At 74.7% G+C, this 16,045-nt stretch carries 9 protein-coding genes and 1 pseudogene; 4 read left to right on the top strand and 6 right to left on the bottom strand.

The window, feature by feature from the left end; translation table 11 throughout:
• The first annotated feature begins 471 nt into the window (after window positions 1-471).
• Window positions 472-921, top strand: a complete 450-nt coding sequence (locus HN013_RS31470) for a PTS glucose transporter subunit IIA (protein ID WP_171172325.1) — start codon at window positions 472-474, stop codon at window positions 919-921.
• 106 nt (window positions 922-1,027) lie between these two features.
• A complete protein-coding gene (ptsP, locus tag HN013_RS31465) occupies window positions 1,028-2,698 on the top strand; it encodes a phosphoenolpyruvate--protein phosphotransferase (RefSeq protein ID WP_171172327.1) in 1,671 nt (556 codons plus the stop codon).
• A gap of 81 nt (window positions 2,699-2,779) precedes the next feature.
• Here ptsP and HN013_RS31460 read toward each other — a convergent pair whose 3' ends face one another.
• Both HN013_RS31460 and HN013_RS31455 read right to left on the bottom strand, forming a co-directional pair.
• Window positions 2,780-3,700, bottom strand: coding sequence for a hypothetical protein (locus tag HN013_RS31460; RefSeq protein WP_171172323.1), 921 nt, complete (start codon window positions 3,698-3,700; stop codon window positions 2,780-2,782).
• Window positions 3,701-3,788: 88 nt separating this feature from the next.
• Window positions 3,789-5,801 (bottom strand): acetoacetate--CoA ligase, encoded by a 2,013-nt coding sequence (locus tag HN013_RS31455; RefSeq protein ID WP_171172321.1) that lies wholly within the window; start codon window positions 5,799-5,801, stop codon window positions 3,789-3,791.
• 205 nt (window positions 5,802-6,006) lie between these two features.
• On the opposite strand from HN013_RS31455, the gene HN013_RS31450 reads away from it, so the two are divergent.
• Window positions 6,007-8,373, top strand: coding sequence for a glycoside hydrolase family 31 protein (locus HN013_RS31450; RefSeq protein ID WP_171172319.1), 2,367 nt, complete (start codon window positions 6,007-6,009; stop codon window positions 8,371-8,373).
• Window positions 8,374-8,841: 468 nt separating this feature from the next.
• Here the strand turns inward: HN013_RS31450 and HN013_RS31445 are convergent, their stop codons facing one another.
• The 3 genes from HN013_RS31445 to HN013_RS31435 are packed head-to-tail and all read right to left on the bottom strand — an operon-like array spanning window position 8,842 to window position 12,280.
• Window positions 8,842-9,297 (bottom strand): DUF742 domain-containing protein, encoded by a 456-nt coding sequence (locus tag HN013_RS31445; protein ID WP_171172318.1) that lies wholly within the window; start codon window positions 9,295-9,297, stop codon window positions 8,842-8,844.
• Window positions 9,294-9,743 (bottom strand): roadblock/LC7 domain-containing protein, encoded by a 450-nt coding sequence (locus HN013_RS31440; RefSeq protein WP_171172315.1) that lies wholly within the window; start codon window positions 9,741-9,743, stop codon window positions 9,294-9,296. Before HN013_RS31440 ends, HN013_RS31445 begins: the two co-directional genes overlap by 4 nt.
• Window positions 9,740-12,280 carry a nitrate- and nitrite sensing domain-containing protein gene (locus HN013_RS31435; RefSeq protein WP_171172313.1) on the bottom strand — a complete coding sequence of 847 codons (2,541 nt, stop codon included), beginning with the start codon at window positions 12,278-12,280 and terminating at the stop codon, window positions 9,740-9,742. The genes HN013_RS31440 and HN013_RS31435 overlap by 4 nt, the downstream gene beginning before the upstream one ends.
• 406 nt (window positions 12,281-12,686) lie before the next feature.
• Here HN013_RS31435 and HN013_RS31430 point away from each other — a divergent pair, with 406 nt between their 5' ends.
• A complete protein-coding gene (locus HN013_RS31430; protein WP_171172311.1) occupies window positions 12,687-13,049 on the top strand; it encodes a hypothetical protein in 363 nt (120 codons plus the stop codon).
• A 28-nt stretch (window positions 13,050-13,077) separates the two neighbouring features.
• On the opposite strand, the pseudogene HN013_RS31425 reads toward HN013_RS31430, so the two are convergent.
• A pseudogene (locus tag HN013_RS31425) lies at window positions 13,078-16,045 on the bottom strand (hypothetical protein); the annotation flags it as partial.

The following is a 16,045-nucleotide window of genomic DNA, read 5'->3' as shown; positions in this document are numbered from 1 at the left end:
ATGGCCCGTGGACGGGGTTGTTTTATAGTCTGGCGTTGACTTTTGGCACGCTGTTGAGTTCTCAAGGAACGGACGCTTCCTTCGTACTCACCCTCTCGGGCTTTCCTCCGGGCGCTTCCTTCCGGTGTTTCACACTCTATCAGGGGTTTTCCGTCTCTCTCACCACTCGCCTTTCCGTATACACAAGGCATACGGGCAGACGAAAGCGGTCCTGAAAGAGGATCACATCTGAATGGAGGCCGCCCCCGTTACCGTGCTCATCAGCAGCAGCTGCGAGCTCCGGTCGTGGGCAGGGATCCGACAGTACAGGCCCCGCGGCGGACGAGGCAAATCGGTTACGGAGCGCACTGGACGGGGGGTGGATGCGCTCGTGCGGAACCCTCAGTTCCTATGACTTAGGCTCTGATCAGTGCGCCGTCCAGGACAGGTAGTGACGGTGCGTGATGAATCTCCACCCCTGGGAGGCCTCCCATGACCACCGTGTCGTCCCCCATCGCCGGACGCGCCATCGGACTCGCGGCAGTGCCCGATCCGGTCTTCTCCGGCGCGATGGTGGGTCCCGGTACCGCTGTCGACCCCGCGCGCGAGCCCGCCGAGGCCGTCGCCCCCGTTGACGGTGTCGTCGTCTCGCTCCACCCCCACGCGTTCGTCGTCGTCGACGCCGAGGGGCATGGTGTCCTGACGCACCTCGGCATCGACACCGTCCAGCTCAACGGCGAGGGCTTCGAGCTGCTCGTCAACAAGGGCGACACCGTCACGCGCGGCCAGGCCGTCGTGCGGTGGAACCCGGCCGCCGTCGAGGCGGCCGGCAAGTCGCCGATCTCCCCGGTGATCGCGCTGGAGGCGACCGCCGACGCACTGGGCGACCTGCGCGAGGACGGCGACGTCAAGACCGGCGACCAGCTGTTCAGCTGGCAGTAGCAGGACTGCCGGGCCACGCACCCCCGGCAGAAACGGTTCAGCTGAACGCAATCAGGGACGCGGTCCCCCACCGGTCGCGGCCGGTGGTCCCCTTCGAGAGGACATGATGGAAGCAACGCTGCGAGGCGTCGGCGTCAGCCACGGTGTGGCGATCGGCGAGGTCCGGCACATGGGCACGGCGGTGCTGGAGCCGCCGGCCAAGCAGATTCCGACGGACGAGGCGCCGCGCGAACAGGGGCGCGCACGCCAGGCCGTGGAGGCTGTGGCCGCCGACCTCATCGCCCGGGGCAACCTCGCCGGTGGTGAGGCCCAGCACGTGCTGGAGGCCCAGGCCATGATGGCCCAGGACCCGGAGCTGATGGCGGACGTCGAACGGCGCATCGCCGTGGGCAGCACCGCCGAGCGCGCGGTCTACGACGCCTTCGCCGCCTACCGGGCGCTGCTCGCGGGTGCGGGCGAGTACCTGGCCGGCCGGGTCGCGGACCTCGACGACGTGCGCAACCGCATCGTCGCCCGGCTGCTGGGCGTGCCGATGCCGGGTGTGCCGGACAGCGACGAGCCGTATGTGCTGATCGCCCGGGACCTCGCGCCGGCCGACACGGCGCTGCTCGACCCCACGCTGGTGCTGGGCTTCGTGACCGAGGAGGGCGGGCCGACGAGTCACAGCGCCATCCTGGCGCGTGCCCTCGGGGTGCCCGCGGTCGTCGCGCTGCCCGGTGCGGGTGAGCTGGCCGAGGGCACGGTCGTGGCCGTGGACGGCAGCACGGGCGACATCTTCGTCGACCCGAGCCAGGAGAAGCGCGCCGAGCTGGCCAAGGCCGCCGAGGCGCGCAAGGCCGCGCTGGCCGCCTCGTCCGGCCCGGGTGCCACCTCCGACGGGCACAAGGTGCCGCTGCTCGCCAACATCGGTGGTCCCGCCGATGTGCCGGCGGCGGTCGGGGCGGGCGCGGAGGGCGTGGGCCTGTTCCGTACCGAGTTCCTGTTCCTGGACGACAGCGCGAAGGCGCCGTCCGAGGAGAAGCAGGTCGAGGCGTACCGCAAGGTGCTGGAGGCGTTCCCGGAGGGCCGGGTCGTCGTGCGCGTGCTGGACGCGGGCGCGGACAAGCCGCTGGACTTCCTCACCCCGGCGGACGAGCCCAACCCGGCGCTGGGCGTGCGTGGTCTGCGGACGCTGCTGGACCACCCCGAGGTGCTGCGCACCCAGCTCACCGCGCTGGCCAAGGCCGCCGAGGGGCTGCCGGTCTACCTTGAGGTCATGGCCCCGATGGTGGCGGACCGCACGGACGCCAAGGCGTTCGCGGACGCGTGCCGCGAGGCGGGGCTGCGGGCCAAGTTCGGCGCGATGGTGGAGATTCCGTCCGCCGCGCTGCGGGCGCGCTCCATCCTGCAGGAGGTCGAGTTCCTGTCCCTGGGGACCAATGACCTCGCGCAGTACACCTTCGCGGCCGACCGTCAGGTCGGTGCGGTGTCGCGGCTGCAGGACCCGTGGCAGCCGGCGCTGCTCGACCTGATCGCCGCGTCCGCCGAGGCGGCCAAGGCCGAGGGCAAGAGCTGCGGCGTGTGCGGCGAGGCCGCGGCGGACCCGCTGCTGGCCTGTGTGCTGACCGGTCTCGGGGTGACGAGCCTGTCCATGGGCGCCGCCTCGATCCCCTATGTGCGTGCCGCGCTGGCCAAGCACACCCTCGCCCAGTGCGAGCGTGCGGCCGCCGCCGCCCGTGCCACGGACTCGGCCGAGGAGGCCCGGGTCGCGGCGCAGGCGGTGCTGTCCGGCGAGTGAGCCTACGGCGGTCCGCGCCGGGGCGTGGATGAGCAGTGGGTGAGAAGGGGTGTCTGCCACTGGCAGGCACCCCTTCCGCGTTCAGTGTCCGTGCTCCTCTCCTTCCCCTGCCCCTGCCCCTTCTTGTTCCGTGAGTTCGAGGCCCGCCTCGTAGGCGACGCCGTGCTCCGGCGGCACCGGTTCGCCGGTGACCGGGTCGGTGCAGTAGGCGGAGAAGACCTCGGCCTCGTTCAGCGGGCGGGGCCAGCCGGAGCGCAGGCTCCAGCCCCGGACGGTGGGCGGCCGGCCGGGGGTGTGGGTGCGGGCCACGATGCCGCCGGGGCGGTCGGTGGCGATGCCCGCGGCCAGGACGGTGCAGAAGACCAGGGCCGAGGGTTCGTCGAGCCGGAGCCGGCCGTCGGGGCCGCACTCGGCCTGGAGCAGGGCGACGAGCGGGGCGTCGCCGTCGGCGGGGACGCTGCACACGAGGTGGTGGGTGCCCGTCCCGAGGGCCTCGACGATGCGGCGCAGGGCGAGCGAGGCGCGGGTGAAGGACATCCGGCCGGTGTCGTCCCCGCAGTGGCCGCAGTCGTCGCCGGTGAGCAGTTCGGTGGCGTACTCCCAGGTCGCCTGCTGTTCTGCCGCGTCGATGAGGCGTGGCAGCAGCCGGGTGACGGGCCGGCCGTCGTAGGCGACCGTGGTGCCCGAGGCGGCGACCTCGGCGGTGTAGCGGGTGCGGCTGGCGGCGCTGTCCGGTTCGAGGCGGAGCTCCGCGCAGTAGGCGGCGTACTCGGCCGGGTCGAAGAGGGCGACGCTGGAGTACGTGCCCTGGGCGGCCAGGGCGCGGAGCAGGCCGTCCACGTGCCGCAGATAGCCCGGGTGGTCGTCGAAGCCGAAGCTGGTGTATCTCCGCATGGCGGCGAAGTCCCGTTCGTCGGCCAGGACGGCGACGGTGCTCGGCACCTCCTTGCGCAGGCGTTGCCGTGCGCTCCGCCGTGTGCGGATGTCGTCGGTGTGCGCCATGTTCCCACTCCCCCTCAGCGCGGTGACCAATGCTCACTCAGAGTAATCGAGGGCACTGACAACGCGCCGGAGGGCGGTGCGGGAGGGGTCAGGCCTGGCGTCGCCGCCGGGCCAAGTCCTCGTAGAAGTGGAGCAGTTCGACGTTGTCGACGGATCCGGGGTTGACGGCCTGTTCCAGCGGGGTGCCCTGGAGGAGGCGCTTGACGGGGACTTCGATGCGCTTGCCGGTGAGCGTGTGGGGGATGCCGTCGACCGCTATGACCTCGTCGGGGACGTGCCGCGGGGAGAGCTGTTCACGGATGATCCGCTTGATGCGGCCGAGGAGTTCGTCGTCCAGGGTGGCGCCGGGGGCGAGGTGGACGAAGAGCGGCATCCAGTAGCCGCCGTCGGGCTCTTCGAGGCCGATGACGAGGGACTCGCGGATCTCGGGGAGCCGTTCGACGGCCTCGTAGATGTCGGCGGAGCCCATGCGGACGCCCTGCCGGTTGAGGGTGGAGTCGGAGCGGCCGTGGACGACGACGGTGCCGCGGGAGGTGACGGTGATCCAGTCGCCGTGCCGCCAGACCCCGGGAAACATCTCGAAGTAGCTCTCGCGGTAGCGCCGGTCGCCGGGGTCGTTCCAGAAGCGGACGGGCATGGAGGGCATGGGCCGGGCGACGACGAGTTCGCCGACCTCGTCGACGACCGGCTTGCCCTGCTCGTCCCAGGCCTGGAGGTCCGTGCCCAGGCCGGGGCCCTGGAGTTCGCCGACGTACACCGGCAGCGTGGGGACGGCGCCGGCGAAGCAGCTGCACACGTCCGTGCCGCCGCTGACCGAGGCGATCCACATGTCCTCGGCGACCTCGTCGTGGATCCAGCGGAAGCCGTCGGGCGGCAGGGGCGAGCCGGTCGTGGCGACACACCGGACGCGGGAGAGGTCGAGGTCGCGGCCGGGGTGGACGTCGGCCTTGCGGCAGGCCATCACATAGGCGGCGGAGGTGCCGAAGAGGGTGGTGCCGGTGCGTTCCGCGACCCGCCACTGGGCTGCGGTGTCGGGGTGCCCGGGGCTGCCGTCGTGGAGGACGACGGTGGCGCCCACCAGCAGGCCGGAGACGAGGAAGTTCCACATCATCCAGCCGGTCGAGGTGTACCAGAAGAAGCGGTCGCCGGGGCCGAGGTCGCAGTGGAGGGAGAGCTGCTTGAGATGTTCGAGCAGGATGCCGCCCTGGGACTGGACGATGGCCTTGGGCAGGCCGGTGGTGCCGGAGGAGTAGAGCACCCACAGCGGGTGGTCGAAGGGCACCTGCTCGAAGACGGGCTCGGTGTCGCCCGAGGTGACCGCCGACCACTCCAGGGTGCCCTCGGGCGCCGGGGTGCCCAGCAGCGGGACGTGGACGACGGCGCGCAGGGTGGGCAGGTGGGCGCGGAGTTCGGCGACCGTGTCGGTGCGCTCGTGCCGCTTGCCGCCGTAGTGGTAGCCGTCGACGGCGAACAGGACGACGGGTTCCACCTGCTGGAAGCGGTCCAGGACGCTGCGGGCGCCGAAGTCGGGCGCGCAGGAGGTCCAGACGCCGCCGACGGCGGCGGTGGCGAGGAGGGCGACGACGGCCTCGGGGATGTTGGGCAGGTAGCCGCTGACCCGGTCGCCGGGGCGGACGCCGAGGCGGCGCAGCTCGGCGGCGAGCGAGCCGACCCGCGCGCGGAGTTCGGCCCAGGTGACGGGGCGCGGGTCGTGGTTCTCGTCGGTGTGCAGGAGGGCCGGCTCGGCTGCCCTGGCGGGGTCCTCGGCGGTGCGCAGGGCGTGCTCGGCGTAGTTGAGGGTGGCGCCGGGGAACCAGGTGGCGCCGGGCATGGTCCGGTCGGCGAGCACGCGGTCGGCGGGGTGGGAGAAGCGTACGTCGCACCAGTCGGCGACGGCCTGCCAGAAGGGCTCGGGCTCGGTGACCGACCAGCGGTGGAGGGCGGCGTAGTCCGCCTCGGGGTCGCCGGGTACGGGCGCGGGGGCGCCGTACCGTTCGGCGGCGCGGGCGTGGAAGCGGGTGACCTGGGCACGGGCGACGCGGTCGGCGTCCGGCCGCCACAGCGGCGTCGGCTGTTCGGCGTGGGTCGGTGCGGTGGTCATCGGCTGCTCCCGGCTGGTCCGCGTCGTGGGCGTGACCGTGCCCGCGGTCGGGGTCGGCGTGCACGGCTGACGAGGACGATGCCACGTGATCGACATCCGCACCAGGGGTGCGGGCGCCCCCGGGTCCGGGGGTGGCGGTCCCCGCTGGGTGAACGGGGGCTGAACCCGCTCCGTCGGGTGGGAGGTCGGTGGCAGGGTGAGCGCCATGGATGCGCATGACCTGGGACGGTCGGTCAAGTGGGTGACGTCGTTCAGGACGGTGGGGGCGGCGCGGGTGCTGCGGTCGGTGCGGGCCGCGTGGTGGCGGCGGCGCGTGGACGCGGCGGGGCTGCCGGGGCCGGTCGCCGAGCGGGCGCGGGTGCCGGGCGAGGCGCGCGGGGCCGATCCGGAGCCGGGCGGCGGGGTGGTGCGGTTCGCCCGGTCGTCGCTGCGGGTGCGGGTGGCGGCCGGGGGCGCGGTGTTCTGCGGGTGGGACGGTGCGGGGCCGGAGCCGTCGTACGCCCTGGCGGGTCCGGTGCCGGAGGTGGACGAGCGGGCGGTGCTGGAGCCGGACACGGACGGCGGCTGGCGGGTGGTGTCCGAGCGGGTGCTGGTGGTGGTGTCGCGGCACGGGGCGGTGGAGGTGCGGACGCCGGGCGGGGTGGTGCTGCGCCGGGACCAGCCGCCGCGCTGGTGGGACCCGGTGGAACCGGCGGTACCGGAGGGGAGCCCGCGGTGGACGCAGCGGTCGCAGGTGGCGGCGGACGCCCGGTTCTTCGGTCTGGGGGGCCGGTCGGCGGGGCCGCGGCTGCGGGACGGCACGTACCGGCTGTGGAACTCCGATCCGGGGGGTTCGTTCGTGCCGGGGGACGATCCGCTGTACATCACCATGCCGGTGCAGCTGGTGGTGGCGGACGTCGGGACGCACCTGGTGTTCCACGACAACGCGTGGGACGGTCGGGTGACGCTGTGGGAGGGCGAGGAGGGCGCCGGTTCGGGGCACGACCGGCCCGGCCGCTGCGAGGTGCGGATGGCCGGGGGGCCGTTGCGGTACTGGGTGATGGCGGGTCCTCCGGCGCGGGTGCTGCGGAGCTGGGCCGCGCTGACCGGGGGCCCGGCGGTGCCGCCCGCGTGGGCGCTGGGCCACCACCACGCGCGCTGGGGGTTCGGCAGCGAGGCGGAGGTGCGGCGGGTGGTGGCCGGGTACCGGGAGCGGCATCTGCCGCTGTCCGCGGTGCACCTGGACATCGACCACTACCGGGGGCACCGGGTGTTCACGGTGGACCGGGAGCGGTTCCCCGATCTGCCGGGGCTCGCCGCCGGCCTGCGGGAGGAGGGCGTCCGGCTGGTGTCCATCGTGGACCCCGGGGTGAAGGCCGAGCCGGGCTGGGAGGTGTACGACGGCGGTCTGGCGGCCGACGCCTTCGTGCGGGACGGGCGCGGCCGTCCGGTGCGCGGCGAGGTGTGGGCGGGGACGTCGGTCTTCCCCGACTTCACCGATCCGGGGGTGCGCCGGTGGTGGGGCGGGCTGTACGCGGAGCGGCTGGCGGAGGGGTTCTCGGGGTTCTGGCACGACATGAACGAGCCGGCGGCGTTCGCGGCGTTCGGTGAGCACACGCTGCCGCTGTCGGCCCGGCACGCGCTGGAGGGCCGGGGCGGTGACCACCGTGAGGCGCACAACGTGTACGCGCTCGGCATGGCGCGGGCTGCCGACGAGGCGCTGCGGGAACTGCGGCCGGAGGAGCGGCCGTTCCTGTTCTCGCGGTCGGGGTGGGCGGGCATGCAGCGCTACGGGGGGACGTGGTCCGGTGATGTGACGACGGGCTGGCCGGGGTTGCGGGCGTCGTTGTCGCTGGTGCTGGGGCTGGGGTTGTGCGGGGTGCCGTTCTCGGGTCCGGACGTGGGCGGGTTCACGGGGTCGCCGTCGCCCGAGCTGTATCTGCGGTGGTTCCAGCTGGGGGCGTATCTGCCCTTGTTCCGCACGCATGCGGCGATCTCGGCGGGGCGCCGGGAGCCGTGGGAGTTCGGGCCGGAGGTGCTGGAGCACGCGGGGGCGGCGCTGCGGGAGCGGATGCGGCTGCTGCCCTACTTCGTGACGCTGGCCCATCTGGCGCGGCTGACGGGGGCGCCGTACGTGCGCCCGGTGTGGTGGCGTTCGCCGGAGGACCGGGCGCTGCGGGACTGCGAGGACGCGTTCCTGCTGGGCGACGCGCTGCTGGTGGCGCCGGTGCTGGAGCAGGGGGCGGACCGGCGGGCGGTGCGGCTGCCGCGCGGGCGCTGGTACGACACGGCGACGGGCCGGGCGCACGAGGGGCCGGGGCAGGTGCTGCTGGACGCCCCGCAGGCGCGGATCCCGGTGCTGGCGCGGGCGGGTTCCGTGGTGCCGGTGGCGGGTGCGGACGGTGGTGTGGAGCTGGAGGTGTGGGCGCCGGCGGCCGGGCGGACGGGGAGCGGGGTGCTGGTCGTCGAGGCGGGGGCGCGGGCGGAGGTGGTGCGGTTCACCGTGGAGTGGCGGGACGGTGCCGTGGTGGTGGAGCGGGAGGGGGGCGGGGAGGGCGGCGTCGGATATCCGGTGCGGGTGCGGGGGGTTTAGGGCGCATCCGAGGGGTCAGCGCGGGGCCCGCAGGGCGTCGCGAGGCAAGCTTCAGCCGGGTCCCGGCGAGGTGCCGTGCCGAGCCTCGCGGGGCCTGTGCCGCTCCAGTTCCGCAGGTCCGACGGGTCCGCGCGGGCCCTGCGGCGTCCGGTGGGGTGCGCCGCGAAGCGGAGCTTCACCTGGGTCCCAGGCGCCCGGCTGATGCGGCGAGGCGCGTGCCAGGCCTCCCAAGGCCTGTGCCAGCCCGGAGGGTTAGGGCGTGTCCAACGGGTCGACGCAGGGGCCCTGCGGTGCTTCGTGAGGCGGAGCTTCACCCGGGTCACGGGCGCCCGGCTGATAGCAGCGAGGTGCCGTGCCAGGCCTCGCGGGGCCTGTGCCGCTCCGGTTCGGCGAGGTCCGGGCCGGGGCGGTGTCCCGGCCGCGCGGCCACCGCTCCGGTTCCGTACGCCCCGCCCGCGTGCGGCCGGTTCACAATGTCCGGAGGCCGTTGATCACCAGCCGCAGGATGTTCTCGTCGGGGAGTTCCGCCGGGGGGATCGGCCGGTCGACGCGGACGATCCCGGCTTCGAGGAGGTCTCCGACGAGGACGCGGACGACTCCGGGGGGCAGGGCGAGGCGGTCGGACAGAAAGGCGACGGAGCGGGGTTCCGCGGCGGTGAGGGCGGCGATGCGGAGGTGCTCCGGGCCGAGTCCGTCGTCCGCGCCGTCGGCGGACCGCTCGGCGATGACGAACGCCGTGCGGTCGAGCCGGTGTTGTCCGGTGCCCCTGGTGCGTCCACGGGTCATGGCGTACGGGCGGACCACCGGGCCCGCCGCGTCGTCGTACCAGTGTTGTGGTTCCCCGGTGTCTCCGGTGTCTCTGGTGTCTCCGGTATCTCGGGGCTCTCCGTCGCGCCCGCCGTCTCCGGGCCTCCGTCCGGTCATCCGCCGGCGGCCTCGCCGGTGCGCGGGGAGCTGGCCAGGTGGGCGCCGACGCGCTTGACGAGGAGCGTCATCTCGTAGGCGATCAGCCCGATGTCGGAGTCGGCGTCGGCGAGGACCGCGAGGGCGCTGCCGTGGCCCGCGGCGGTGACGAAGAGGAACGCGCCCTCGAGTTCGACCACGGTCTGGCGGACCTGTCCGGCGTCGAAGCGGCGGCCCACTCCCTTGGCGAGGCTGTGGAAGCCGGAGGCGACGGCCGCGAGGTGCTCGGCGTCCTCGCGGGTGAGGTCGGCGGAGGAGCCGGCGGCCAGGCCGTCGCCGGAGAGGACGAGCGCCTTGCGGATGGTGCCGACGCGCTCGACGAGGTCGTCGAGGAGCCAGTTGAGTTTGCCGTTGCCCGCGGTCCGTGCGGTGGCGGCGTCTGCCGATGCGTTGCGTATGGCGGTCATCGACCGTCCCTTTCGTTCGTGGTTCCTGTGCTGTCGTGCTCGGTGGTGCCGGTGCCGCCGTTCTCCGCGGTGGGCGGTGTGTCCGTCCGGCCGCGCTGCCATCCCCGCTGCAGGGACGCCATACGGGCGCGGACCTCCTCGGGGTCGCGCGCCGTCTCGTGGGTGGTCGGCTCGGCGGCGGCCCGGGCGGAGTCCCTGAGCAAGGGGGAGAGACCGGCCTGCCGTACGCGCCGGGGCAGTCCGGTGGGCGGGGTGGGTTCGTCGAGGAGGTCCGGGGGGCCGCCGACCGGGCGGCCGTGGTCGGAGACCAGGACGGGGGGCCGGGGGCGGCGGGGCAGGCCGCCCGCCGGCGGGTGGCCTTCGCCGGGCCTGCGGTCCTGTGGGCGGGCGGGGGGCGGGGTGCCGAGGCCGCGGAGGAGGCGGGCGCCGGGTTCGTCGCCCGGGTAGGTGTGGACCGGTGCGTCAAGCACGACGAGAGGATCGCGGGGGTCGACGGTGTCGCGGGGTGTCAGCGGGGCGGGTGATTCGAGAGGGGACAGCGGTGGCTCCAGTTCGACGGGGCCGTCGGCGCGGCCCGGCTTCCGCAGGGTCCTTCCGGGCGGGGCGTCCTCGACGGACGGCTCGCCGATCAGCTTGGCGGGGAGGAGGACGACCGCGGTGGTGCCGCCGTAGGGCGAGGGCTGGAGCGAGACCCGGACGCCCTGGCGCCGGGCGAGCCGGCTGACGACGAACAGGCCGAGGCGGTCGGTGTCGGAGAGGTCGAACTCCGGTGCCTCGGCGAGGCCGAGGTTGGCCTCCAGCAGGGTGTCGGCGCTCATGCCCAGGCCGCGGTCGTGGATCTCCAGGGTGAAGCCGTTGGGCACCCGTTCGCCCAGGACCTGGACGGCGGTGTGCGGCGGGGAGAAGACCGTGGCGTTCTCCAGGAGTTCGGCGAGGAGGTGGGTGAGGTCGGCGACGGCGGGGCCGGGGACGGCCAGCGGTGGGAGCCGGCGCAGCTCGATGCGCTCGTACGCCTCGACCTCGGAGACGGCGGCGCGGACGACGTCCATCAGCTGCACGGGCTTGCGCCACTGCCGGGAGGGGGTGGCGCCGGAGAGGATGACGAGCCCCTCGGCGTGCCGGCGCATGCGGGTGGTGAGGTGGTCGAGGCGGAAGAGGTCGGCGAGCTCGTCGGCGTCCTCGGTGCGGCGCTCCATGGTGTCGAGCAGGGCGAGCTGACGGTGCAACAGGACCTGGGAGCGGCGGGCGATGTTGACGAAGACGTCGGATACGCCGCGGCGCATTTCGGCCTGTTTGACGGCGGCCTCCACGGCGGCCCGCTGGAGGGAGTTGAGGGCCCTTCCGACCTGGCCGAGTTCGTCCGTCGGGTACTCCAGGCGCGGGGCCTCCGTCTCGACGTCGACCTGCTCGCCGGCGGCGAGCCGGCGCAGGACGGCCGGCAGGCGCACGCCGGAGACCTCGTGGGCCTCCCGGCGGAGTTCCCTGAGGTCCCTGACCAGGCCGCGGCCGACGCGCCAGGAGACGACGACGGAGCAGATCAGTGCGGCGAGGCCGAGCACGCCGGCGACGGCGGCCTTGGTGAGGACCCAGGTGGCGACGGGTTCGAGCCGGTCCTCGTGGCGTTCGTGCGCCTCGCGGTCCAGCCGGGCGAGGTCGTCGAGGACGGTGCTCGCGACGGCCTGCCAGCGTTTGCCGTCGACGGCGCGGTGGGCCTTGGCCGGCGGCGCGGCGACGACGAGTTCCTCGGCGTTCTCCAGGGCCCGGGCCGCGGGGCCCCGCAGCCAGTAGTCGTCGAAGGTCTTCTGGTCCTTGACGGGCAGGACGGAGAGGTTGGTCTCGTAGAGGATCTTGCGTTCGGCCATGTGGTCGGCCAGGAAGCGCTGTTCGCGGGCGGTCATGGCCGAGGAGGCGATCGCCGAGGAGAGCAGGGCGTCCTCGCGGGAGAGGGCCTCGCGGGAGAAGGTGAGGCCCATCAGGGCGCGGCGCTGCTGTTCCAGACCGGCGTCCTGGACGGAGCCGACCAGGCTGAGGAAGTCCAGGTGGGGGTCGATGACCTCGTTGTATCCCAGGAAGGCGCCGTCGCGGGTGACGGTGCTCTCGGTGACCTTGGTGCGCAGCGCGCCGAGGCCGGCGAGGCGGCGTTCCATGGTGCGGAACCACTCCGCGGCGCTGGAGGTCATGTCCCCGCGGACGCCGCCGGTGGCCCCGTCGCGGAGCGCGGCCCTGGCCTGGTCGGTGGCGCGCTGGCGGGCGCGGAGGTCGGCCAGCGCGGCGGTCCGGGCGCGGGTGGTGCCGCCGGAGCGGGTGCGCGGGGTGGCGAGGACGACGAGGGCCTGGCGGCGTTCCTTCTGGAGGGCGCGGACCATGTCCTCGGTGGGGTGGCCGATTCTGCGCGTGACCTCGACGGCGGACAGCAGGCGGTCCGCTTCCATACCGGTGATCACTGTGGCGAACGCCCACAGGACGGTCAGGGACACCAGTGGCACGAGCAACAGTGCCACGATCTTCCGGCGGATCGATTTCCCGCGAAAGCGCATGGCCTCCCCCACTGCACCCCGCGGCACGGACGGGGGTGGTGCTCCGACAGTAATGCGGCGTGAGCCTACTACTGCGGGGATTACGGCTCGAAGGGCCGTACGGCCGTTGAAGCAGCGGTCGTTGGCCATGTCGTCCCGAGTTCTCCCGCGATCACCGCACTTCTTCCGTGACCAGGCTCGCCAGAACCGGCCCGGGAACCGGTCGGAGCGGCCTATGTGATCAAGCCCAAGTGGCCGAAATTCGACCCTCCTGACGATGATCCTCGGCCATTGCCGTTCCCTCCCGGGTGGCCGGACGCGCGCCCCGGCGCCCGCGCCCGGGCACGCGTTCCGCCGCGCGCGTTATTTTTGGCATTCCTGCGGGAAAAGCCCCGAACGGGGCAGCCACTGGGGGAGGTGAGCCGCCATGGACAGGCGTCGCGACGGACGGACGGCCGAAGGGCCGCGGGCGCGCGGACCGTTGTGGACGGAGGAGCCGGTCCACCGGCCGAGGATGCCCGACCCGGTGCGGGCGGCGGCGGTGCGCGCCGTGCTCCTCGTCGCCCTGACGCTGGCCCACGCCATGGCCACGCTGCTGCTGACCTTCGCCGGGTCCTGGCTCGCCTTCCCGGTGCTGCTCGCCACGGTGGCCGGCACCGTGGCGACGACGTGGGGCGTCCTCGACGTGTGGGTGACGCGTCAGGTGTGGCGCCAGCGGCACGGAGTGGTGTCCGTGCCGAGCAGTACGGCCCGGGAGATGCGACGGGTGCGCAGCCCCCGGTATCCGTGACGGGGCGGGCCGGAGCCCGCCCCTCCGGTCAGCGGCCCGCCGGGACCTCCCGCGCCTCCTCGGCGGGGCGGCGGTACATCCGCGTCGCGGTGATCTCGCCGTGCACAGGCTCCGACTCCGGGTCCTGCTGCGGCAGGCCGGGCCGCAGGTGCTCCTCGACGCTGATGTACTTCAGCCCCGCCCGCAGGTCCGCGTCGTTCCGCAACCGGATGACCAGCGGGAACTCCGCCAGGGCCGTGGTGTCGAACAGGCCCGTGGTGTACAGCAGCTGCACGCCGAGGGCGTCCGCCACCGCCCGCTGGAGCTCCAGCAGGTAGGTCGCGTTGGCCCGGCCGATCGGGTTGTCGAGGAACAGCGTCCCCGCGTGCTTCTGCCGGTCCCGGCCGCGGTCGTTGCTGCGCAGGGCGGCCATCGTGCAGTACAGGGCGATGGCCGCGGTCAGCAGCTGGCCGCCGGAGAACACGTCGCCCATCTGTCCGACCGGCACCCGCTCGGCGCGCAGCACCGCGTCCGGCTTGAGGATCTCGACGGCCACGCCGCGCGGCAGCAGGGCCGCCCGGACCCCGCGCAGCAGCAGCGACATGCCGTCGCGGCGCAGGTCGGAGTTCTTCCTGACGGCGGACCGGGTGGCCTCGTCGATGACCTCGCCCAGCCGCTCGGTGAGGGTGCTCTGGTCCGGGTCCTCGAAGCGGATGCGCAGGAACTCCTGGCCCGACCACTCCCCCAGGCCCTCGGGCAGCCGGGAGAGCCGCTGGGCGGAGCGCAGGGTGGTGAGCGAGGACTCGACCAGGCCGCGCAGCCGGTCGACGATGCTGTCGCGGTTGCGCTCCAGCTGGTCCAGCTCGTCGGTCAGCACCCGCAGCCGGGGCGCGAAGGCGTCGGCCCAGGCGGCGGCGTGTTCGGGCAGGGCGGACGCGGGGAGTTCGCGGATCTGCTGGCGGGCGGGGGTGCGGACCTGCTCGTAGCGGGTCGCGTTGGCGTGCCGGACGAGGACGTCGCTGGCCTCGCGGACGGCCGCCTCGGCCGCCGACAGGTCGCCCGCGCAGCCGCGCAGCGACCGCCGGGCCTCGGCCGCGGCCTGCCGGGCCTCCTCCAGGGTGCCCGGGTACGGCTCGGTGGCCGCCTCCTCCTCGTCCGGGGCGTTGTCGCGCAGCAGGTCGCGGAGGAGGGCCGCGGTGTCGTCGAAGCCGGTGGCGGCGTCCTCCGCGGCGCGGTGCGAGCGGAGCAGGCTCGCGTGGGCGGTCCTGGCCTCCTCCAGCGCGTCGGTCCGCGCGGCGAGTTCGGCGGTGGCGGTGCGCAGCAGCTCCTTGGCCCGGTCGGCGTCGGCGGGCACCTGCCCGGGCGGGAGCTCGGTGTGGGCGTCGCCGTCCTCGGGGGCGAGGCGTTCGGCCTCGCCGCGGAGCCGGCCGAGCTGTTCGCTGGCCGTGGAGGCACGGCCCTCCAGCAGCTGGACCAGCGCCTCGGCGCGGGCGGCGGCGGCCTGGCGGGACGGGCCGTCGGCGCCGTCGGTGCCCTCCAGCAGCTGGGCGGCGCGGGTGCGGACCTTGTTGGTGAGGCGGTCGAGCGCGGCGCGGGCGGCGCTCTCGTCGCTCTCCGCGCGGGCCTGTTCGGCGCGCAGGTCGGCGCCGACGCCGACCTTCTCGTAGACCTGGGAGGCGGCCCGGTACGCCTCGCGGAGCGCGGGCAGCGAGTCGGTGGACGCCTCGGCGTCCTCGGTGACGTCGTCGGGGGCGCCGGCGATCTCGGCCCGCTCGGCGCGCAGGGCGCGGGCGGTGCGGTGGGCGTCGTCGGCGGCGCGCTGGGCGGTGCGGCGGTCCTCGTCGGCGGCGCGGGCGCGGTCCACACAGGCTTCGGCGCGCTCCTCGGACTCGGCGGCCTCCTCGGCGAGTTCGCGCAGCCGGGTCTGCCAGTGGGCGCGCTCGCGCAGCCGGTGGGCGAGGCCGGCCAGGGCGTCGGCGACGCGGCGGGCGCGCTGGGCGGCCTCCTGGCGTTCGTCGCGCACCCGGGCGGTCTCGGCCGCCGTCCCGTCGGCCTCGGCGCGGGCGGTCCGGGCGGCGGCCAGCTCCTCCTGTGCGGTCTCGGCGGCGGTGCGGCAGCGCTCGGCCTCGGCGGCGAGCTCGGCGAGGCGGCCCTCCGGGCAGCCGGACCGCCAGGACGCCAGCCGGGCGGCGAGCGTACGGTCGGCGGTCAGCCGGGCGGCGACGGCGCGGATCTCCTCGTCCCGGGCGGTCGCGCGCTCGCGCAGGGCGTGGCGCTCCTCGTCGGCGGCGCGCTCGTCGTGCATGGCCGGGTTCGGCGGTACGAGAAACACACCGCTGTCGGTGGTGTCGTTCTCGGGCACGGGCGCGAGGAGGGCGGCGGTGGTGCCGACGGCCACGGCGGAGCGGGGCAGCAGGGAGGCGTCGGCGAGCGCGTCGCGGGCGCGGCCGTGGGCGTCCGGGTCGGTGATGACGACGCCGTCGACGAGCTCCGGGCGGGCGGCCAGGACGGCCGCGTGGTCGGCCGGGTCGACGGCCTGGGCGAGGTAGCGCCAGCCGGGGAGGGCGGGGATGCCGTGCTCGCCGAGGAATTCGACGGTGGCGAGGACGTCGGCGCTGGGCGGCAGCAGGCCGCCGTCGCCGAGGGCGCCCAGGATGCGGGAGTCGTCGGCCGCGGCGGTGCGCAGGTCGAACAGCTGCCGTTCGGCGGTGGCGACGTTGTCGTCCAGGAGCTCGCGGAGGGCGTCCGCGTTGCGGTCCAGCTCCTCGGCGGTGAGCGGGCCGTCCCCGGCGCGGCGGGGCGTGCCGTCGGCCGTGCGCTGCCCCGGCAGCGTGCCGCCGGCGGCGGGCTGCGGCAGGCCGAGCAGCTCGGCGATCCGCCGCTCGGCGCCGAGGGACTCGGCGAGGCGGCGCTCGGCGTCGTACGCGCCCGCGGCGGCCGTGGCCGCGTCGGCGGACCGGGCCGCGGCCAGCTCGGCGCGGGACTCGGCGGCGGCGGCCTCCTTGGCGTGGTCGGCG

The sequence above is a fragment of the Streptomyces sp. I05A-00742 genome, assembly GCF_013055795.1.
GTDB lineage: Bacteria > Actinomycetota > Actinomycetes > Streptomycetales > Streptomycetaceae > Streptomyces.
The sequence above is the reverse complement of the archived record's forward strand: the minus strand, read 5'-3'. Positions and strand labels throughout refer to the sequence as shown.